The sequence below is a fragment of the Tautonia plasticadhaerens genome, from assembly GCF_007752535.1.
GTDB lineage: Bacteria > Planctomycetota > Planctomycetia > Isosphaerales > Isosphaeraceae > Tautonia > Tautonia plasticadhaerens.
Genome location: NZ_CP036426.1, coordinates 5,568,713 through 5,587,562, shown reverse-complemented (window position 1 = coordinate 5,587,562; position 18,850 = coordinate 5,568,713). Strand labels below are relative to the sequence as shown.

At 71.2% G+C, this 18,850-nt stretch carries 19 protein-coding genes and 1 tRNA gene; 4 read left to right on the top strand and 16 right to left on the bottom strand.

Annotation, left to right across the window (positions count from 1 at the left end):
- Positions 1 to 18: 18 nt before the first annotated feature.
- The 9 genes from ElP_RS22385 to ElP_RS22345 all read right to left on the bottom strand — a co-directional run bounded on the left by ElP_RS22385 (position 19) and on the right by ElP_RS22345 (position 6,402).
- Positions 19 to 1,449 (bottom strand): aldehyde dehydrogenase, encoded by a 1,431-nt coding sequence (locus ElP_RS22385; RefSeq protein ID WP_145273261.1) that lies wholly within the window; start codon positions 1,447 to 1,449, stop codon positions 19 to 21.
- A 92-nt stretch (positions 1,450 to 1,541) separates the two neighbouring features.
- Positions 1,542 to 1,892, bottom strand: coding sequence for a hypothetical protein (locus tag ElP_RS22380; RefSeq protein WP_145273258.1), 351 nt, complete (start codon positions 1,890 to 1,892; stop codon positions 1,542 to 1,544).
- Positions 1,892 to 2,212, bottom strand: coding sequence for a EutN/CcmL family microcompartment protein (locus ElP_RS22375; RefSeq protein ID WP_145273255.1), 321 nt, complete (start codon positions 2,210 to 2,212; stop codon positions 1,892 to 1,894). The genes ElP_RS22380 and ElP_RS22375 overlap by 1 nt, the downstream gene beginning before the upstream one ends.
- A gap of 47 nt (positions 2,213 to 2,259) precedes the next feature.
- On the bottom strand, positions 2,260 to 3,453 hold the full coding sequence (locus ElP_RS22370) for an acetate/propionate family kinase (RefSeq protein ID WP_145273253.1): 1,194 nt from the start codon (positions 3,451 to 3,453) through the stop codon (positions 2,260 to 2,262).
- A gap of 43 nt (positions 3,454 to 3,496) precedes the next feature.
- Entirely contained in the window at positions 3,497 to 3,772 is a 276-nt protein-coding gene (locus ElP_RS22365; RefSeq protein ID WP_145273249.1) for a BMC domain-containing protein, read from the bottom strand.
- 127 nt (positions 3,773 to 3,899) lie between these two features.
- The gene (locus tag ElP_RS22360; RefSeq protein ID WP_145273246.1) at positions 3,900 to 4,220 is read right to left on the bottom strand and encodes a BMC domain-containing protein; all 321 of its coding nucleotides are present in this window, start codon (positions 4,218 to 4,220) and stop codon (positions 3,900 to 3,902) included.
- A gap of 4 nt (positions 4,221 to 4,224) precedes the next feature.
- The gene (locus ElP_RS22355; protein ID WP_145273243.1) at positions 4,225 to 4,572 is read right to left on the bottom strand and encodes a BMC domain-containing protein; all 348 of its coding nucleotides are present in this window, start codon (positions 4,570 to 4,572) and stop codon (positions 4,225 to 4,227) included.
- A 331-nt stretch (positions 4,573 to 4,903) separates the two neighbouring features.
- Complete coding sequence (pduL, locus tag ElP_RS22350) at positions 4,904 to 5,581, bottom strand: phosphate propanoyltransferase (RefSeq protein WP_145273241.1); 678 nt, start codon at positions 5,579 to 5,581, stop codon at positions 4,904 to 4,906.
- On the bottom strand, positions 5,578 to 6,402 hold the full coding sequence (locus ElP_RS22345; protein WP_145273238.1) for a DeoR/GlpR family DNA-binding transcription regulator: 825 nt from the start codon (positions 6,400 to 6,402) through the stop codon (positions 5,578 to 5,580). The genes pduL and ElP_RS22345 overlap by 4 nt, the downstream gene beginning before the upstream one ends.
- A 215-nt stretch (positions 6,403 to 6,617) precedes the next feature.
- On the opposite strand from ElP_RS22345, the gene mutM reads away from it, so the two are divergent.
- The 4 genes from mutM to ElP_RS22325 all read left to right on the top strand — a co-directional run bounded on the left by mutM (position 6,618) and on the right by ElP_RS22325 (position 12,151).
- Positions 6,618 to 7,541: a bifunctional DNA-formamidopyrimidine glycosylase/DNA-(apurinic or apyrimidinic site) lyase gene (gene mutM, locus ElP_RS22340; RefSeq protein ID WP_145273235.1), complete on the top strand. Its 924-nt coding sequence runs from the start codon at positions 6,618 to 6,620 to the stop codon at positions 7,539 to 7,541.
- Between the two features lie 262 nt (positions 7,542 to 7,803).
- A complete protein-coding gene (locus tag ElP_RS22335) occupies positions 7,804 to 9,810 on the top strand; it encodes a sensor histidine kinase (protein WP_231749212.1) in 2,007 nt (668 codons plus the stop codon).
- 114 nt (positions 9,811 to 9,924) lie between these two features.
- The gene (ftsH, locus tag ElP_RS22330; protein WP_145273232.1) at positions 9,925 to 11,826 is read left to right on the top strand and encodes an ATP-dependent zinc metalloprotease FtsH; all 1,902 of its coding nucleotides are present in this window, start codon (positions 9,925 to 9,927) and stop codon (positions 11,824 to 11,826) included.
- Positions 11,827 to 11,959: 133 nt separating this feature from the next.
- Positions 11,960 to 12,151: a hypothetical protein gene (locus ElP_RS22325; protein WP_145273229.1), complete on the top strand. Its 192-nt coding sequence runs from the start codon at positions 11,960 to 11,962 to the stop codon at positions 12,149 to 12,151.
- A gap of 118 nt (positions 12,152 to 12,269) precedes the next feature.
- Here the strand turns inward: ElP_RS22325 and ElP_RS22320 are convergent, their stop codons facing one another.
- From ElP_RS22320 to pyrH, 7 genes are all read right to left on the bottom strand, one after another.
- Positions 12,270 to 13,346: a glycosyltransferase family 2 protein gene (locus ElP_RS22320; RefSeq protein WP_197446291.1), complete on the bottom strand. Its 1,077-nt coding sequence runs from the start codon at positions 13,344 to 13,346 to the stop codon at positions 12,270 to 12,272.
- A 182-nt stretch (positions 13,347 to 13,528) separates the two neighbouring features.
- Positions 13,529 to 14,581 carry a glycosyltransferase family 2 protein gene (locus ElP_RS22315; protein ID WP_145273222.1) on the bottom strand — a complete coding sequence of 351 codons (1,053 nt, stop codon included), beginning with the start codon at positions 14,579 to 14,581 and terminating at the stop codon, positions 13,529 to 13,531.
- Positions 14,578 to 15,552, bottom strand: coding sequence for a class I SAM-dependent methyltransferase (locus tag ElP_RS22310; protein WP_231749850.1), 975 nt, complete (start codon positions 15,550 to 15,552; stop codon positions 14,578 to 14,580). The genes ElP_RS22315 and ElP_RS22310 overlap by 4 nt, the downstream gene beginning before the upstream one ends.
- A 5-nt stretch (positions 15,553 to 15,557) precedes the next feature.
- Entirely contained in the window at positions 15,558 to 16,856 is a 1,299-nt protein-coding gene (locus ElP_RS38520; protein ID WP_197446290.1) for an ABC transporter ATP-binding protein, read from the bottom strand.
- Positions 16,857 to 17,154: 298 nt separating this feature from the next.
- Positions 17,155 to 17,228: transfer RNA gene (locus ElP_RS22300), tRNA-Val, on the bottom strand.
- 100 nt (positions 17,229 to 17,328) lie between these two features.
- Complete coding sequence (frr, locus tag ElP_RS22295) at positions 17,329 to 17,889, bottom strand: ribosome recycling factor (protein ID WP_145273217.1); 561 nt, start codon at positions 17,887 to 17,889, stop codon at positions 17,329 to 17,331.
- Positions 17,890 to 17,969: 80 nt separating this feature from the next.
- Positions 17,970 to 18,773 (bottom strand): UMP kinase, encoded by an 804-nt coding sequence (gene pyrH / locus ElP_RS22290; RefSeq protein WP_145273214.1) that lies wholly within the window; start codon positions 18,771 to 18,773, stop codon positions 17,970 to 17,972.
- Between the last annotated feature and the right edge of the window lie 77 nt (positions 18,774 to 18,850).

Below are 18,850 nucleotides of genomic sequence, written 5' to 3'. Positions count from 1 at the left end.
TGCTCCAGTCCGGGCGGGTCAGATGAACCGCATGCCGCCGATGATCGCCGTCCGCCGCTGCCGGGTGAACGTCAGGGGGGTCGTCACCCCCTCCCCGGTCGGCCCGGCGATCGAGTACGAGCCCACGCCCTCGCCGCCGCTGCCCAGCCCGGCGGTGCAGGCGCCGTTGATCACGAAGATCGTGCAGTCCATCGCCCGGCCCATCCGGTCCATCACGCCCGTGTCCCGGGAGTGGAGGATGGCCGTGTGGCCGTAGCCGTGCTCCGACCGCCTCGCCAGCTCGATCGCCCGGCCCACGTCCGGCACCCGGACGAAGGGGATGAACGGCATCATCTGCTCGTGGTCCACGAACGGGTGATCGGCCGAGGTCTCGCCGTAGAGGATCTGCGTCCCCGGCGGGATCGATGCCCCGGCGTGCCCGGCGAGGACGCCCGGGTCCTTGCCGACGAGATCCTTGTTGACGAGGAGCTTGCCCTCGTCGTTCTTCACGAACGCGGCCCGGGTCAGCGCGTCGATCTGCTGGGAGTCCAGCCGGTGGCCCCCGACGCGGCCGACCGCCTCCATCAGCTTGTCGAAGACGTCCGACGTGGCGAAGACCTGCTTCTCGCCGATGCACAGGAGATTATTATCGAATGCCGCCCCCCGGACGATCGACTCCGCCGCGTTCTCCAGGCAGGCCGTCCCGTCCACGACCACCGGGGGGTTCCCCGGCCCGGCGACGATCGCCCGCTTGTTGCTCGAGAGCGCCGCCCTGGCCACGGCCGGGCCCCCGGTGACGACCAGCAGCTTCACCCCCCGGTGCTTGAACAGGGCGTCGGCCGACTCGATCGTCGGCGGGTGGATGATCGTCAGCAGGTCGCCGATGCCGATCGCGTCCCGGATCGCCCGGTTGAACGCCTGCACCCCCTCGGCGGCGATGTTCGCCCCCGACGGGTGGGCGTTGAAGACCACCGCGTTCCCGGCCGCGAGCATGTTGATCGCGTTGCACGCCAGGGTCGGCAGGCTGTGCGTGACGGGCGTGATCGAGCCGATGACCCCGAACGGCGCGTGCTGCGTCAGCGTCAGCCCGTTGTCCCCCGCGTTGTTCTCGGTGCGGAGGTACTCCACGCCCGGGATCGGCGGGATGGCGTCCCGCAGCTTGCTGATCTTGTGGTCGAGCCGCCCGATCTTGGTCTCGTCCAGCTCCTTGCGGCCCCACTCCTCGGCCCGATCGACGCAGAGCCGCTTGATCGCCTTCACGGCCTTGTCCCGGTCCCCCAGGGGCCGGAGCCGGAAGGCCGTGTAGGCCTCCTCGGCGGCGGCCACGGCCGCATCGGCGGTCGGATAGACGCCGTCCCGGCCGCCCGGGCGGCCCGCCCCGTTGCTGGCCGTCGAGGCCCCGTTGCCGCCCATCTGGGACAGCACCTGCTGCACGACGTTGCGGATCAGGTCCTCGGTCATCGGTTGCATGGCGGTCACCCTGGGGAGGCGGGGCCGGCCCGATCGATTCGGGGCCGGGCCGGGTTCGCGGGAAGATTCGATCGGTCGGGAGCCGGGTCAGTTCAACGCCGGCGACGGAGTCGGGACGGCAGGCAGAGGGCGATCGCGGTCAGCCACCCGTAGGCGGAGCAGACCACCCAGGCCAGGGGCAGGAGCATCAGGTTCGTGATCCCCCCCGCCGGGGCACCGGCCCCCTCGGCGGCGTGGCCGAGCAAGTGCATCGGCGGCCACCAGTAGATCGAGAACAGGATTCGCCTCGGGTCGCTCGGGGGCACGGCCAGCACCCGCGGCCACCACCCGGAAATCCCCCAGGCCACCCCGAGGTGGACGATCGAGAACAGCACGCCCAGCATGATCTCCAGGGCACACCCGATCCGCCCCCATCGCCTCGGCCTCCGTCGTCGATGGGCCATCAATCGCCCCGGTCCCGGCTCGAGAAAACGACCGAGCCGCCGACGTCCATCGTGTCCACCAGCCCGATCACCACCGCGTCGATCGGCAGCTTCTCGGTCTCCGGCGTCAGCCGGGCGCTCGATCCCTGGCAGATCAGGACCATCTCGCCGATCCCGGCGCCCAAGGTGTCGACCACCACGAACGTCCGGCCGGTCGGCACCAGCCGGGCGTTCGATTCGGGATCGACCCGGTACGGCTCGACCGTCAGGAGCTTGTGACCGGTCATCGACGCCACCTTCTGGGTGGCCACGACCGATCCGGTCACTCGGGCGACGAACATCGGGACAGTCCTGGAAGGTGATGGATGGCGATCGTCCTCGGGCCGGATCACGAACGGGCCGAGAGGAGGTCCCGGGCCTGCCTGGCGACGATGATTTCCTCGTTCGTCGGCATCACCCAGACCTCGACCTTGCTGTCAGCCGCCGAGATCTTCCGCTCGCCGTGGCCGGCCTCGTTCAGCTCGTCGTTCAGGAGGATGCCGAGCCGCTCCAGGTCCCGGCAGACCATCGACCGGATCCTCGGCGAGTTCTCGCCGATGCCCGCGGTGAAGACGATCGCGTCCGTGTCCCCAAGCTCCACCAGGTAGGCCCCGAGGTAGTGCCGGATCGACGAGACGTACATGTCCAGGGCCAGCTGCGCGTCCGCCTCGCCGGTCTCGGCCGCGGCCTCCACGTCCCGGAGGTCGTTCTTGCCGCAGATCCCCAGCAGGCCCGACCGGTTCGCGAGGATCGCCAGCGCTTCCTCGAACCTCATCCCGGTCGCCCGCATCACGGCCGGCAGGGCGAAGGGGTCGAAGTCGCCGACCCGGTTGTTCTGGAGCAGGCCCGATTGCGGGCTCATCCCCATGCTCGTCGCCACCGACTTGCCGTCCCGGATGGCGCAGAGCGACGAGCTGCCACCGAGGTGGCAGGAAATGAGCCTGAGGTCCGGCCGGTTGAGCAGCAGAGCCGTCCGCTCGGCGATGAACCGGTGGCTGGCGCCGTGGAAGCCCCAGCGGAGGACGCCGTGCTCGGTCGCCCACTCGTTCGGCACGGCATAGCGCCGGTTGCGGTCGGGGATCGTCGCGTGGAAGCCGGTCTCGAAGGCGGCGACCAGCGGCATCTCCGGGAACCGCTCGGCGAGCATCCGCATGGCCCGCACGTAGGGGGGGTTGTGGGCGGGGGTGACGTCGTTGAACGCCTCCATCGCCGAGAGCAGCCGGGCGTCCACCCGCTGCACCCCGCTGATCCCCTTCGCGTGCACCGCCTTGAAACCAATCGCCGAGACCTCCGACGCCGACCCGATCACCCCGGTCGCCGGGTTGGTCAACTGCTCCAGGCAGAGGCGCACCGCCTCGCCGTGGTCGGGCACGGCCCGATCGGCCTCGGTCTTCCCCTTCGACGACGCATAGACCACCTTCGACGACGGGCCGCCGATGCGGTCGACGGCCCCCCGGGCGAGCATCGGCTCGCCCGGGTCTCCCAGGTCGAACAGGCGGTACTTGAAGCTGGTGCTGCCCAGGTTGGCCACCAGGATCTTCATCGAGGCCCCCTCCGCGATCGCCCCCGGTCCGGGGCCGACGGACTCACTTGACGAACGCCTCGACCACCGCCGGGGACGGCCGGGGGATCACGTGCGCGGCCTTCAGCTCGCCGCACCGGGCGGCGGCCTCGGCGCCGGCCTCGACGGCCGCCCGGACGCTGCTCACGTCGCCCCGGATCATCCCGCTGACCACGCCACCGTCCAGCTTGATGATCGGTGTGGCGACTTCCACATTCGCGGCCTTGAGCATCGCGTCATACGCGTTGATCAGGCCGATCAGGCCCCTCGTCTCGATCAGGCCCAGCGCGGAGCCGTTCATGGGGTTCTCGGTCCTTGGAGATGGGGAAGAATGGGGGAGGGTCCGGGGCGGTCGGGTGGGGAGGCGGGCCGGGCGGGTCGCGTCGGCCTCGCCCGCCGCCGACCCCCGGCCTCGTCCCCGGCGCCGATCAGCCGAGGAAGGTCCGGATCACGGCCGGGTCCGGCCGGGGGATGACGTGCGCCGAGACCAGGTCGCCGACCCGGCTGGCCGCCTCGGCGCCGGCCTCGACGGCCGCCCGGACGCTGCCCACGTCGCCCCGGACGATCGTCGTGACGTAGGTCCCGCCGACGCTGATCTTGCCGACGTGGGTCACGTTGGCCGCCTTGAGCATCGCGTCGGTCGCCTCGATGATGGCGACCAGGCCCCGGCACTCGATCATGCCGAGCGCCTCGCCGCCGGAGCCGGTCGAGAACCGGCTCCCCCGGGCGGGGTTGATTGCGGTCGACATGGGATCAGGCTCCGTCGTTCTTGGTGGTGGGGGAGCCGGCGCCGGTCCGGGCCGCCGCCTGGGCCTTCGCGAAGCTCAGGACGCCGCCCAGCTCCTCGTGGGGCCGGGGGATGACCTGCACGCTGACGACCTCGCCGATCCGGCTGGCCGCCGCGGCCCCGGCGTCGACGGCGGCCTTCACCGCCGCCACGTCCCCGACGACGAAGGCCGTGACCAGGCCGCTGCCGACCTTGTCCCAGCCGGCCAGCTCGACGTTGGCCGCCTTGAGCATCGCGTCGGTCGCCTCGACCAGCGCGACGAACCCCTTCGTCTCGATCATCCCGAGCGCTTCCTGGAGCGATCCATTGGCCATCGAAGGGCCCCCCGCGGTTCGATCGGCGCCCGGGGTCACGACCCCCGGGACGCCGTCGTGGTGTGGTGCGTTCTCGTGTCTGTCGGCGTCGAGGGGGTTGCGAGTGCGGCCGACCCCTCGCCCGGCCTCCGGCTGCCCGCTCCCCGACCCCGGGGAGCGGTCTTTTGATCCGTCCGATGTCTCGTCTGTTCGTCCGATCCCCCCTCGCCCGGGCTTCGCCCACCCTCTTCCCCGAAGACGGGGGCGAGGGTCGGAGGCTGCCCCCTCCCCACTCGTGGGGAGAGGGCCGGGGTGAGGGGCCGAGGCGCTCGCAACAAGGCCCCCTACCATCTCACGGCTTGACCAGCTCGACCCTGGTCGCATGGACCAGGTCGCAGGCGTTCCCCTCGTCGGTGTCGATGTGGACCTCCAGCTTCCAGTCCGGATTGGTCCGGACCAGCAGGCCCTCCAGGGTGGTGGGGCAGGGGCCGTGGATCCGGAGGTTCATCCGGTCCTTGGCCTTCACGCCGTAGTAGGAGGCGTCCCGATCCCCCATGTGCACGTGACGCTCGGCCCGGATGACCCCCTTGTCCAGCTCGACCGACCCCTTCGGGCCGATCAGCAGGCATCCGGGCGTCCCCTCGATGTCGCCCGAGAGCTTCACCGGCAGGTCCAGGCCCAGGCTGATCGCGTCGGTGAAGGCCAGCTCCACCTGGGTGAACGCGCGGCAGGGCCCCAGGATCCGGACGTTGGGGATCATCCGCTGCCGGGGGCCGACCACCGCCACCGTCTCGTTGCTGGCGAAGTCGGTGGCCTGGTACAGCCGCTTCATCTCCGTGAGCTGGTACCCCTTGCCGAAGAGGACGTCCACGTGATCCTGCCTCAGGTGGACGTGGCGTGCCGAGATGTTCACCACCAAATCCGGCCGGTATCCGCCCGGGGCCCGCCCGTCGCCGCCGAACTGCTGCCGGAGGATCGACCGGACGAGTTGCTCGACGTCGCCTCGGGGAATCGCCGTACTCGCGCTCATCGGGGTATCGCCCTCGATCCGGGGTTCCGGGCCGTCCCGTTCAGCCCGTCGGCCCCGGCCTCGACCGGGGCGATGATCAGTCCCACGCCGGCCGATTCGAGCATCGCCCGATCCGGCCCGGCGACCCCCGAGTCGGTCACGACCCGGTGGATTTCCTCCAGCCCGCAGAGCTTCGAGAGGGACTGGCGGCCGAACTTCGAGTGGTCGGCGGCGATCAGCACCTCCTGGCCGCAGGTCATCATCTGGCGCTCGGTCTCGACCAGCAGGCTGTTGGAGTTGAACACCCCCTCGGGCGTGATCCCCCCGGCCCCGAGCACCGCCCGGCGGACCCGGATCCCCTGCATCGTGGCCACCGCCAGCGGGCCCATCGCCACTCCGGTCCGGGGGTAGACGTAGCCGCCGATCATGATCAAGTCCGTGTCCTTGCTCGACGCCAGCAGCGCCGCGATGGGCAGGCTGTTCGTCACCACCTGGATCGGCCGGCCCACGAGCGCCCGGGCCACCTCGAGGGTCGTCGTCCCGCCGTCCAGGAGCACCGTCTCGCCGTCCTCGACCAGGCCGGCGACGGCCCGGCCGATGGCGACCTTCTCCTCGGCGGCGGCCGTCTCCCGGTCGTCCAGCGCGGGCATCGCCCGCACGTCCCCCGAGCAGACCGCCCCGCCGTGGGTCCGCTTGATCGCCCCGGCCTGGTCCAGCGCCTCCAGGTCCCGGCGAATCGTGCTCTCCGAGGCGCCCGTCGCCCTGACCAGCTCCTCCAGGGTCGCGAAACCCTGCCGGTTCACCAGGTCTAACAAGGCACGACGCCGCGACTCGACGAGCATTTCACCCCTCTCGGCGGTGTCGACGCACGATCCTCCAACAGATTCCACCATCGCCCGACTGCCGTCAAGGACCCACCGCGGAAAATGATCGGATTTGCGCGATATTCGCAATCCGGCTGATCGTTTTCGATCATCCGGCGACGGATGCGTGATCGACGGCCGGGCGGATATACTGGCGTCCCCGCGACAACCCCATCCCCGTCGAGGCGTCCGACATGCCCGAGCTGCCCGAGGTCGAGACGATGGTCCGGGGGCTCCGCCCCGCCCTCGAAGGCCGGACGATCCGGTCGCTCGAGGTCGTCGACGACCACCTCCTGGCCAACTGCGAGGCCCCCGCGCTGGAACTCAAGGCGAGGGGGGCCCTCGTCTCGGCCGTCCATCGCCGGGGCAAGTGGGTCGTGATCGAGCTGGCCCCGCCCCGGGGGATCATCGTCATCCAGCCGAGGATGACGGGAGCCTTCTACCTCGTCGATTCCGAGCTGGCCCGGCACATCCGGCTCACCCTGTCGATGTCCGGACCCGGGCCTTACCCGAAGGTCCACTACAACGACCCCCGCCGGCTCGGCCGCATCGCCTGGTACGCCGGCCCCGAGGAGGCCGAGGCCGCGTTCTCGAAGTCCCACGGTCCCGACGCCCTGGTCATCACCGCCGACGACCTCGCCGCCCGCCTCGCGCGGACCGCCCGGCCGATCAAGCCGACCCTGCTCGACCAGAAGGTGCTCGCCGGCATCGGCAACATCTACGCCGACGAGGTCCTGCACCGCTCGGGCATCCACCCCGAGCGGCCGTCCCATGCGATCGACCGCCCCGCGGTCGGCCGCATGCACCGCGCCATCGGCGAGGTCCTCGCCGAGGCGATCGAGGCCGAGGGCTCTAGCTTCGACGCCGGCTACCGCACCGTCCTGGGCCTGGAGGGGGGGTTCCTCGCCGTCAATCACGTCTACGCCCGGGGGGGCGAGCCCTGCAAGACCTGCGAGACGCCGATCGTCCGGGCCCGGATCGCCGGGCTGATCGGCCGCTCCACGCACTATTGCCCCGCCTGCCAGCCCCCGGCCGGGATCACGCCGACTCCCGAGTCGCCGACCCTCCGGCGCCGGCCCCCCCGATCCGCCCGAGACCCCGGTCCGGGGGGCGGGTAGGAGGCCCGACGGGGACCCCGGCCCCGTCGAGGGGCGGGGCCGGCGTGCCCCGGGGGCGAGGTGCCCCGGCCGTCCGCCCCGGGGAGGTGGCCCCCCGGCCGACGGCCCCCGGCTCGGCTGGCCGAGGGCGGGGCGATCGGGTATCCTCGGGGCTCCCCACGACTCGCCCGCCCCGAGGACCCCGAAGATCTCCGGCCGGCAACCCGGAATCCGTCGACCCGGGGGGCCGATCGTCTCCCGAGCGTCCCGACGGAGGCCGCAGGTGTCCTATCGCACCTTCAAGCACCTGCTGGGCGAGACGAGCCTGGAGCGGAAGTGCCGCTTCATCTTCGGCGGCGGCATCCTGCTGCTGGTCACCGTCAGCTTCTACATCTACGGCCGCAAGACCGAGAGCCTGGTCATCGGCCAGAGCCGGCAGGCGGCCCGGATGCAGGTCAAGCCGATCCTGGAGGAGATCCACCTCAAGACGTCGCTCGTCCGCCCCGAGCTGGCCGCGGTGGTCGACAAGGTCTCCCGAGAGCTGACCCCCAAGGACGGCTTCCAGCACTTCGACTGGCACGTCGTCAAGCCGTTCGCCGACCGTTCCGAGCGCCAGCCCCGGGACGAGTTCGAGCGCCGGGTCGTCGACCGCTTCCTCCGGGCCGCCCTCCGGCAGCGGGGGGACTGGGGCCCCGCCGGCCCGAGCAAGCCCTACACGTTCCCCGACGGCGCGCCGGCCGAATACACCGAGATCGGCCAGGACAACTCGGAATACTCGTACGTCCAGGCCGTCCTCTTCCGGCCCGGCTGTATCGCCTCCTGCCACTCCCGGCCCCCGGTCGACCTGATGCCGGAAATGGTCCCCCTGGAGATGGCCGACCTCGGCGGCGTCGGGGCCGCGGGGCCGGTCGAGCCGGACGCCGGGCCCGCCGAGGACGACCGGCCCAGCGTCTCCCTCTCCGCCCAGTATCACGACATGATCCGCCTGGACGAGACCGGGAAGTTCGCCCGCACGAAGCCGGGGGACCTGGCCGGCGTGGTCTTCGTCAAGCTGCCGATGGAGCAGACCAACAAGGCGATCAACCGGAACCGGGCCATCCTCATCGCCACGGCGCTGGTCACGGCGATCCTGGCGATGTTCGCCTCCTGGACCATCGTCCGCTACATCATCGTCCGCCCGGTCAAGCACCTCCGGGAGGTCTCCGACGCCATCGCCGCCGGGCGGCTGAACATCCGCAGCCGGATCCAGACCGGCGACGAATTCGAGGAGCTCTCCCACGCGTTCAACCGCATGCTCCACAACCTCGTCGCCATGCAGCAGGAGCTGCGGGACGTCAACGACGACCTCGACAAGAAGGTCGACGAGCTGGCCCAGGCCAACATGGCCTTGTATGAGATGAACTGCATCAAGAGCGACTTCCTGGCCACCATGAGCCACGAGCTGCGGACGCCGCTCAACAGCATCATCGGCTTCTCCGAGGTCCTCTCCGGCAACGACCAGCTCTCCGACAAGCAGCGACGCTACGCCTCGAACATCCAGAACAGCGGCCGGATGCTGCTGGCCATGATCAACGACATCCTCGACCTCGCCAAGATCGAGAGCGGCAAGATGGAGGTCCGGGCCGACGACTTCTCCGTCCGGGAGGTGTGCGAGTCCCTCGCCGTGCAGATGAGGCCGATGGCCGAGCGCAAGAACGTCGACCTGGAGTGCCGCCTCGACGAGGCGATCCCCCTGGTCCGGCAGGATCCGGGCAAGCTCCGGCAGATCGTCTACAACCTGCTCTCCAACGCGATCAAGTTCACCCCCGAGGGGGGCCGCGTCGTGCTCTCGGCGAAGGCCGAGGGCCGGACCATCGTCCTCGACGTGGCCGACAACGGCATCGGCATCGCCGCCGAGGACCGGGAGGTCATCTTCGAGAAGTTCCGCCAGGCCGGCATCCCCGGCCAGCAGGCCGACGTGCTGACCCGGGAGCACCAGGGGACCGGCCTGGGCCTCTCCATCGTCCGGGAGCTGGCCCGGATGCTCGGCGGCGACGTGACGCTCGACAGCGAGCCGGGCCGGGGGAGCACCTTCACCGTGGTCATCCCCCAGCAGTTGCCCGGCGACCGGCGGATCGAGGTCGCCCTCTCCGACGGCCGGGTCGACCTCTCCAAGGCCCGCCGGATCGAGCACAACCCCGCCCCCCCGCCCTCCGCCTCCCCCGCCCCTTCGGGCGAACGCCGCCCCCGGGCGGACGGTTTCCGGGGCCGCACCGGGCTCCGAGTTGACCCGGGCCGGAGCGATCCTTAGACTCAATCGCGTCTGCACCATTCCCCCGACACGGACGTCCCCCCCGGCCTCCCCGCCCCGCCCGGGCCGAGGGTCCCCGGCCGCGCAGGCCCCCAGTCCCCGAGATCGACCACCATGAGCTCGCCGAAGTCGAAGCCCCCGCGGCCCGCGTCCGGCCCGTGGCGGACGCTTGCCTGGTGCCTCGCCATCTCCCTCGCGCTCGCCGCCTTCGCCGTGGCGGGCGCGATGAGCCACCGGGCCTCCTCCTCGGAGGCCTGGACCTACGGGGCGTTCCGCCGCGCCCTGGTCGACGGGCGGGTCGAGTCCGTCCGCCTCGGCTCCCGGCAGCTGGTCGCCGTGCTGGCCGAGGCCGGGGCCGACGGCGGCCCCCGTCGGGTCCGGGCCTCGTGGCCGGGGGCCCAGGCCGACCCCGGCCTGACCGCCCTGCTGGACCGGCACGCCCGCGACTACGAGTTCGACCGGGACGTGGCCCCGATCGCCTCGGCCCTGGCCACCTTCGGCCTGGCGGTCGTGCTGCTGGTCGGCCTCTTCCTGATCACCCGGGGGGGCGGGCTCGGCCCGGCGATGGCCTTCACCCGGGGCAAGCCCCGGCACCGGGAGGGCACCGGCCGCGAGGTCACCTTCGACGACGTGGCCGGGCAGGACGAGGCGGTCGAGGAGCTCCAGGAAGTCGTCGGCTTCCTCCGGACCCCCGAGCGCTACGCCGCCCTCGGCGGCCGGATCCCCAAGGGGGTCCTGCTGATCGGGCCCCCCGGCACGGGCAAGACCCTGCTGGCCCGGGCCGTCGCCGGGGAGGCCGGCGTGCCCTTCTTCGCCCTCTCCGGCTCGGACTTCATGGAGATGTACGTCGGCGTCGGCGCCGCCCGGGTCCGCAGCCTCTTCGCCAAGGCCGAGGCCAAGGCCCCCTGCCTGATCTTCATCGACGAGATCGACGCCATCGGCAAGACCCGGTCCACCGGCGCCTCCGGCGCCCAGGACGAGCGGGACCAGACCCTCAACCAGCTGCTCGTGGCCATGGACGGCTTCGACGTCAACAGCGGCGTCATCGTCATGGCCGCCACCAACCGCCCCGAGACGCTCGACCCCGCCCTCGTCCGCCCCGGCCGCTTCGACCGCCACATCCGGGTCGACCGGCCCGACCTCCAGGGGCGCGAGCAGATCCTCAAGGTCCACTCCCGGGACGTGCCCGTCTGCGATCGCCTCGACCTGAGGCAGGTCGCCGCCATGACCGCCGGCTTCGCCGGGGCCGAGCTGGCCAACCTCGTCAACGAGGCCGTCCTGATCGCCGCCCGCAAGGGGAAGACCCGGATCGAGCGGGCCGACTTCGAGCAGGGGTTCGAGCGGATCATCGCCGGGCCCGAGAAGCGAGGCCGGGCCATGCGGCCCGACGAACGCCGGCGGATCGCCGTCCACGAGGCCGGGCACGCCCTCGTCTCCGCCAGCCTGCCCGGCACCGACCCGGTGCACAAGGTCACCATCATCGGCCGGGGCAACGGCATGGGCGGCTTCACCATGTATCGGCCCGAGGAGGAGCGCTTCCTCCACACGACCGAATGGCTGATGCACTGCCTCGCCGGGCTGCTCGGCGGCACGGCGGCCGAGGAGCTGGCCCTGCACTCCATCTCCGACGGCGCCACCAGCGACCTGCAGCGGGCCACCTCCATCGCCCGGAAGATGGTGACCGACTTCGGCATGAGCCCCGCCCTGGGGCGCGTCTGCTATGCCGCCGACGCCCCCGGCCCCGGCGCCCCCTGGAGCGAGCGGACCTCCCGGGAGATCGACCTGGAGGTCCGGCGGATCCTCGACGAGGCCCTGTCCCTCGCCCACCACGTCCTCCGACGCCGGGCCGACGCGCTGGTCTCGATCACCGAGCTGCTGCTCGAGCGCGAGACCATCGACGCCTCGGAGCTGCGATCGGTCCTCGACCGCCACCCCGACCCCGGTCCCGACGCCCCGGCCCCCGCCGCCCCCGGTGCGGCCACCCCGCCCCGGATCCGGGGGATCGGCTGCAACTGATCCGCCCCGAACCGGGAGGATTCCCCCCCCAAGAATCGCCGACGGCGATCGAACCACTCTCCGACCCGGGGGGCCGACCGGGGAGTGTCCGATGGCCCCCGATCACTCGCCGATCCCCGAGGGAGGCCGACCGATGAACCCCGCCTTCGTGCTCCTGGATAACATCCCCTGGTTCGCCTGGATCGCCATCGTCGCCATCGTATTCGGCTCGCTCTCCGGCGTCTTCGCCGCCTGGTTCAAGCACCGGGAACGCATGGCGATGATCCAGCAGGGGATGAACCCCGACTCTCCCGAACACGCCAAGGCCGGGTTGCCCGAACTCTGAGGCGGTCCCGATTTCTCGCCCCCCCCGATCCGCCCTGGTGACATCCCGAGCGGGGTCCGATCGGCCGCCGAGGTCCCTCGTTTCGGGCCTCGGCCATCCCGGGGAGCCGGAGGGCCGTTCAGGACCCGGTGGCCGGGTCGGCCGGGCCCGGCCGACCCGCTCGGAGGAGCCTCCGCCAGGCGACCTCCAGACCCCACCCCAGCAGGCGATCGGGGCGGTGCTCGCCGGGTGCGAGCCGGCGGAGCAGGGGACCCCATCGCGGCAGGTCGGACGCCCCCCGGCACGTGAGTCCCCATCGCATCAGCTTCCGCCACCGGTCCCGACGATGGCGACGGGCCGCCCCCAGGTCGGCCCCGCAGCGATCGACCAGGAAGGCGAGCATGCGGTCGAGCACCTCGACGTAGACCCCCACCGGCCCGGGCTCCAGCCGTCGGAGGAAGCCGATCGCGAGGATGTCGTCGACCTCCCGGAAGGCCCGGTACTGCTCCTCCCCGTCGATCAGGCCGAAACCAGCCAGCGAACGCCAGGTCATCTCGCGGGTCAGTCGACGCTGCTCCTCGGCCTTGCGGCCGGTCACGCTCCCGGTGTGCCGGCGATAGAGCAGTAGCTCGTCGGCCAGGTTGGCGAACCGCCCCCGATCGGCCAGCCGCCACCAGAGGTCGCGGTCCTGGGCCGTGGCGAAGGACTCGTCGTACCCGCCGAGGTCGAGCACCGTCTGGGAGCGGAACATGACCCCCGGGTGGACCATCGGGGTGACGTCCCGGAAGAGATCCAGCTTGATCTCCAGGTCCCCGGTCGGGAAGTGCCAGGGACCGGTGGGCCGGCCTTCGCCGTCGATCTCCAAGGCCTGGCAGCCCACCGCGACGACCCCCGGATTCTCGTCGAGGTGGCGACGCTGGGCCCCCAGCCGGGAGGGCATCGAGACGTCGTCGGCGTCCATCCGGGCGACGTAGACGCCCCGGGCCTCCCTCAGGCCGACGTTCAGGTTCCGCGTCAGCCCCCGCTTCGGCAGGTGGAAGACCCGCACCCGGGGGTCGCCCAGGGCGTCGAGGTAGGCCCTGCCGCCATCGGTCGACGCGTCGTCCAGCGCGATCAGCTCCAGGTCGGCCATGTCCTGGCCGAGGATGCTCCCCACCGCCTCGGGCAGGTAGGGCATAGCGTTATGGACCGGCAACAGGACGGAGACGGTGGGCATCGCGGGCCTGTCGGGTGGTGAGCCATGCAGGTCGTGCGGGGCGGATGCGGCCCGACCGGGTCGGTCCGTCCCCGTGCGGGGCCGTCCCGGCGGTCGCCTCGTCGCAGGGGCGCCTCGGATCGGCCACCCCGACCGAGATCGGGGCAGGATTCCCCCGGGGACAGACGACGAGGCGATCGGCATCAGCCCATCGTCGCCGTCCTCCGGCGCCGGAGGAGGCGCCGGGCGATCGTCCCGGCCAGCCGGTCCGGCCTGACCTGCCCGGGGGCGAGCCGGTGGAGTGAGGGCATGATGCGGACCCAGTCCCGGGTCGGGAGTCGGCGACGCCAGAGGCGGCCGACCAGGAAGGTCCACCGCTCCCGGCGGGCCCGCTCGACCTCGGCCGGGTCTTCCCCCCAGCGGTCCCGGGCATGGGAGAGGATCCGCTCCAGGACGGAGACATACGGGGCGACCTCCTCGAGCCGGACGGGCCCCTGGCCCCAGACCCGGGCGTCGTAGTCGACCCACCGGAACAGGTCGAGGTCGGCCTGGTCGAGCCCCATCTCCGAGCAGTACTGCAGCGTGATCCGATCCCGGTTGCGCCGCTGCTCCTCGGCCCTCACCGCCGTGACCGCCCCGGCATGCACCCGGTAGTGCAGGAGCACCTCCGGGAGGTTGGCGAACTTCCCTCGAGTCGAGAGCCGCCACCAGAGGTCCCGATCCTGGGTGGTCCCGTAGTCCTCGTCGTAGCCGCCGACCGCCAGGACGTCCTCGCGGCGGAACATCGTGCCGGGATGCACGAAGGAGATGTATCCCTGGATCAACGCGAGCTTGGCTTCGAGGCTCGAAACCGGATAATTCCGCTCGTCCACGAGGCGGCCGTCCCTGTCGAGGTTCAACGCCTGGCAGCCGACGACGACGACCTCCGGGTTGCGCTCCAGGAACTCGAGCTGCCGGCGGAGCCTCGACGGCATCGAGACGTCGTCGGCGTCCATCCGGGCGACGTAGACGCCCCGGGCCTCCCGCAGGCCGAGGTTGAGATTCCTCGTGAGCCCCCGCTTCGGCAGGTGGAAGACCCGCACCCGGGGGTCGTCCAGGGTGTCGAGGTAGGCCGCGCCTCCGTCGGTCGACGCGTCGTCGAGGGCCAACAACTCGAACTCCCCGAAGTCCTGGCCGAGGATGCTGTCGACCGCTTCGGGCAGGAAGGGCATCGCGTTGTGGACCGGCAGGAGCAGGGAGATCTGGGGGCGACTCATCGGCGTGCCACCTCGATGCCCTCGGACTCGAGACGCTCGGTCGCCGGGCTCGGGCCCGGGGAGCCGCCGGGCTTCTGCAGCACCACGGCGAGGGCATGGACGACGAGGTCATCCGTGGTCAGCCCCCTGCCCGAGAACGCCCGGGGATAGGACTCGACCAGGCCGAGGTGATCGGGCCGGATCGTCCGGTTGTTCTTGATCACGACGCAGCCGCTGTCGGCCCAGAGCCGATCGAATTGCGACACCCGCCAGCCGTTGAGGGGCTGGAGTTCGTCCATCGGCTTGCCGAGATCCCAGAGCCCCATGGCGCGGAATTTCTCCGCCAGGAACGCCTCGGAGAAGAGGAATTGCGGGTAGGGGAAGCGCACGGTCCGGTAGGCGTGCAGGCCCCAGGCGCTGGCGTGGAGCGGCCCGAACTCGATGACGATCCGCCCCCCGGGGCGGCAGACCCGCACCAGCTCGGCCAGGGCGGCGCCGGGGGCGCCAATGTGTTCGAACGCGTTGTAGCAGAAGATCAGGTCGAACCGGTCGGGCTCCAGGGGCAGCCGATCGGTCAGGTCGGCGGCGACGAAGGCCAGCCCCCTGGCCCGCTCGTCCCGCCAGTCCTCCAGGTCGTGGAGCACCACCTCGTGCCCGAACCCGGCGAGGGCGGCCCCGGCCATGCCGTCGCCGCAGGCCGCCTCCAGCACGCGGCCCCCGGGGCGTTCGAGGTCGGACTGGGCCATCAACGAGGCGGCCCGTTGCACCCCGCGCTGCCAGTTGCTGAAGGCGTCGTAGCGATACGCCCCGCGAGGCCCGTACTCGGACTGGAGCCGCTGGAAGAGCTCCTCCGAGTCGTAGGGCCGGGGCGGCTCGGGGGAGGAGAGGATCGCGTCGACCCGCCGCAGGAGGCGGGACTCCCGGGCGATCTGGCGGCGTCGGGAGAGGCCCCGGCGGAGCCTCCCGGCGGCGTTCAAGGTGCTCGTGATCATTGCTCTCACCGATACCCCGACTCGGCGGGCTGCCCGACGGCCTCCCAGCTGGAAGGGACGACGACCGGGAAGCCCCGGTTGTCGATGAAGACCCCCGACTCGTAGGAGCCGGGGGAGATGTCCAGGACGTAGCACTGCTCGAGCCGGTCGATGACCCGGTCGCCCGAGCCGAGCCAGAGGTTGATCAGGTAGCGGCCGGCGACCAGCGGCAGCGAGTCGAGCCGGACGACGTACCGGTGGCGGCCCCGGCCGATCTCGAAGCTGCGGCCCATGTGCTTGGAATAGACCTGCATCACCTTGTCGCCCGACTCGGAGAGGATCGAGACGGCCAGTTCCCCCCGCAGCGCCCCCTCCTTGCCGGCCTGCCGCTCGACCTCGATGACGCACTCCATCGGCTCGCCGGTCCGGGGGGTCTCGGGGCGGATCTCGAAATGCTCGATGCGGGCCCACTGGTCCCCTTGCCGCTTGCTCGGGTCGGGGGCGAAGACCCCGGCCTCCCGCTGGCCGTTGGCCAGGTAGGCGTCGACGACCTCCTGGGTCGTCCCGTCGATGGCGATCCGCCCCTCGGTGAGCAGCAGGCCCCGGGTGCAGAGGTTCAGGACGGAGGTCATGTTGTGGCTCACGAAGAGGATCGTCCTGCCCTCGGCGACGACCTCCTGGATCTTGCCCAGGCACCGGCGCTGGAACTCGGCGTCGCCGACGGCGAGCACCTCGTCCACGATCAGGATGTCCGGCTGCAGGTGGGCGGCCACGCCGAAGCCCAGCCGCACCTTCATGCCGGAGCTGTACCGCTTCACCGGCGTGTCCAGGAACCGCGAGACGCCGGAGAAGTCGACGATGTCGTCGAATTTCTGGTCGATCTCGCGACGGGTCATGCCCAGGATCGTGCCGTTGAGGTAGACGTTCTCCCGACCGGTCAGCTCGGGGTTGAAGCCGGTGCCGACCTCCAGCAGGGCGGCCAACCGGCCCTTGAGCCTGATACGGCCGGTGGTCGGCTCGGTGACCCGGGAGAGGATCTTCAGCAGGGTCGACTTGCCGGCCCCGTTGCGGCCGACGATGCCGAGGATCTCCCCCCGGCGCAGCTCGAACCCCACGCCCCGGAGGGCCCAGATCAGGTCGTCCTGGTCTTCCCCGGACTGGAGCCCGGCGGTGTCCAGGCTGCGCAACGCCTTGAAATTGCGGATCGGCGAGGTGATCGTGGCCAGGGCGGAGCCGAGGAGCGTCGCGGACCGATCGACCGTCCGGCCGATCCGGTATGCCTTGGAAACCCCCTCGACCGAGATGGCGATGTCGGAATCAGGCATGGTTGTCTTGGCGGCGAAGGTCGGGGATGATGGTCAACGTCGGTGGGGCGGGCCCGGAACCGGACCGAACCGGCCGGCGCCCGTCATCCCGTCGAAGGGCGATCGCGCTCGGGCTGGGATTCCGAACCGATTGATCGAGGTTCAACGAGCGTCAAGATGGCTCGAAGTCTCCTGGATCACCATACGCCCGGGGCGGCGTTTTGCCAATTGGTGGGGATGGCCCGATGCAGGAGGGGGAGAGGAAGGGAGGGTCGCGTGTCGGTTGCCCGGTTTCGGGCCGTACAGCGGGGGGGAGGAGTGGGCGATACAGGGCTCGAACCTGTGACCTCCAGTGTGTCGAACTGGCGCTCTAGCCAACTGAGCTAATCGCCCGCGATCGTGCTCGGCAGTGCCCGATTATGCCGTCGGGGGGGGGCCCGGTCAAGGGGACGGCGGGCCGATCCGGGGGGATCGGGCCCGGAATCGGCCGGGATCAGTCCTCCATGATCTCGGATTCCTTCTTCTCGGCCAGGTCGTTGACCTTGCCCTCGTACTTCTTGGTCAGCGCCTGGACCTCGTCCTTGCAGCGGACCAGGTCGTCCTCGGTGAGGACCTTGTCGGCGGTCTCGGCGTCGGCGGACTTGTTGGCGTCCCGCCGGATGTTGCGGATGGAGACGCGGGCCTCCTCGGCCAGATCCTTGACCCGACCGGCGAGCTTCTTGCGCTGCTCGACCGAGAGGGGGGGGACGTTCAGGCGGATGACCTTGTTGTCGGAGTTCGGCGTCAGGCCGAGGTCCGAGGTCTGGATGGCCTTGATGATGTCGCCGATGACCCCGGTGTCGAAGGGGCGGATGAGGATCTGCTGGGCCTCCGGGGTGGAGAGGTTCGCCAGCTGCTTCAGCGGGGTGGGGGACCCGTAATACTCCACCCGGATCGACTCGACGAGCCCGGTGTTGGCCCGGCCGGTGCGGATGCCCCGGAGCTGGTCGGCCAGCAGGGTGACGGACTTCTCCATCCGCTCCTCGGCCTCGAACGTGATCTCTTCGATGGGCATGGCTGGGGCCCCTGTGGGGGGGATCATGGTCGGTCGGATCGTCGCGTCGGGTGCGGGGCGGCCCGGCCGCCCCCCCGGGTTCATTGTGCCGGTGAGGGGCCCGGCTGGCCAGCCTCGATCGGCCGGGAGGCCGGCCGGGGGCGGTCGCTGACCCAGGTGCCGATCAGCTCCCCGGCCACGACCCGCTCGATGTTCCCCTCCCGCTTGTAATTGAAGACGATGATCGGCAGGCCGTTGTCCCGGCACATGCCGATGGCGGCGCCGTCCATGACCTTGAGGTCCTCGCGCATCACCCGGTCGAACGCCAGCGACTCGTAGAGGGCGGCGTGGGGGTTCTTCTCGGGGTCGGCCGAATAGACGCCGTCGACCCGGGTCGCCTTGAGGACCACGTCGACCTCCAGCTCCTTGCCCCGCAGGGCGGCGGCGGTGTCGGTGGTGACGAACGGGCTGCCGGTGCCGGCGGCGAGGATGATCACGCGACCCCGGGTGAGGTGGGTCAACGCCCGGCGCCGGATGTAGGGCTCGGCGACCTCCTCCATGCGGATCGGCGTCATCAGCCGGGTCTCGCAGCCGAGGCCCTCCAGGGCGTCTTGCAGGGCCAGTCCGTTGATGACGGTGGCCATCATCCCCATGTAATGCCCGGTGGTCTCCTTGATCACCCCCGATCCCCGGGCCAGCGTCGCCCCCCGGAGGATGTTCCCGCCGCCGACGACGATGGCCAGCTCGATCCCCTTGCGGGCCACCCGGGCGGCCTGCTCGGCGATCTTGCTGACCTCGTCGGGGTTGATCCCGGTCTCCCCGGGTCGGCTGAAGCTCTCCCCCGAGAGCTTCAGGAGCACCCGGCGGAACTGGGAGGACGATTCAGCCGATGGGGCCGGGTCCATGGGAGCAACCTCGGTTGGGGCAAGGCGGGGGCGGGCGACCGGGGACGGGACGGGGATGTCGATCGGCCGGGGCGGGA

Excerpts from the sequence above, each read along its gene's own strand:
- pduL (WP_145273241.1), bottom strand. The coding sequence starts at position 5,581 with ATGAGCGCGAGTACGGCGATTCCCCGAGGCGACGTCGAGCAACTCGTC.
- ElP_RS22370 (WP_145273253.1), bottom strand. The coding sequence starts at position 3,453 with ATGAAGATCCTGGTGGCCAACCTGGGCAGCACCAGCTTCAAGTACCGC.
- ElP_RS22355 (WP_145273243.1), bottom strand. The coding sequence starts at position 4,572 with ATGGCCAATGGATCGCTCCAGGAAGCGCTCGGGATGATCGAGACGAAG.
- ElP_RS22375 (WP_145273255.1), bottom strand. The coding sequence starts at position 2,212 with ATGTTCGTCGCCCGAGTGACCGGATCGGTCGTGGCCACCCAGAAGGTG.
- ftsH (WP_145273232.1), top strand. The coding sequence starts at position 9,925 with ATGAGCTCGCCGAAGTCGAAGCCCCCGCGGCCCGCGTCCGGCCCGTGG.
- ElP_RS22380 (WP_145273258.1), bottom strand. The coding sequence starts at position 1,892 with ATGGCCCATCGACGACGGAGGCCGAGGCGATGGGGGCGGATCGGGTGT.
- ElP_RS22385 (WP_145273261.1), bottom strand. The coding sequence starts at position 1,449 with ATGCAACCGATGACCGAGGACCTGATCCGCAACGTCGTGCAGCAGGTG.
- mutM (WP_145273235.1), top strand. The coding sequence starts at position 6,618 with ATGCCCGAGCTGCCCGAGGTCGAGACGATGGTCCGGGGGCTCCGCCCC.
- ElP_RS22365 (WP_145273249.1), bottom strand. The coding sequence starts at position 3,772 with ATGAACGGCTCCGCGCTGGGCCTGATCGAGACGAGGGGCCTGATCGGC.
- ElP_RS38520 (WP_197446290.1), bottom strand. The coding sequence starts at position 16,856 with ATGCCTGATTCCGACATCGCCATCTCGGTCGAGGGGGTTTCCAAGGCA.
- ElP_RS22315 (WP_145273222.1), bottom strand. The coding sequence starts at position 14,581 with ATGAGTCGCCCCCAGATCTCCCTGCTCCTGCCGGTCCACAACGCGATG.
- ElP_RS22310 (WP_231749850.1), bottom strand. The coding sequence starts at position 15,552 with ATGATCACGAGCACCTTGAACGCCGCCGGGAGGCTCCGCCGGGGCCTC.
- pyrH (WP_145273214.1), bottom strand. The coding sequence starts at position 18,773 with ATGGACCCGGCCCCATCGGCTGAATCGTCCTCCCAGTTCCGCCGGGTG.
- frr (WP_145273217.1), bottom strand. The coding sequence starts at position 17,889 with ATGCCCATCGAAGAGATCACGTTCGAGGCCGAGGAGCGGATGGAGAAG.
- ElP_RS22325 (WP_145273229.1), top strand. The coding sequence starts at position 11,960 with ATGAACCCCGCCTTCGTGCTCCTGGATAACATCCCCTGGTTCGCCTGG.
- ElP_RS22360 (WP_145273246.1), bottom strand. The coding sequence starts at position 4,220 with ATGTCGACCGCAATCAACCCCGCCCGGGGGAGCCGGTTCTCGACCGGC.
- ElP_RS22345 (WP_145273238.1), bottom strand. The coding sequence starts at position 6,402 with ATGCTCGTCGAGTCGCGGCGTCGTGCCTTGTTAGACCTGGTGAACCGG.
- ElP_RS22320 (WP_197446291.1), bottom strand. The coding sequence starts at position 13,346 with ATGCCCACCGTCTCCGTCCTGTTGCCGGTCCATAACGCTATGCCCTAC.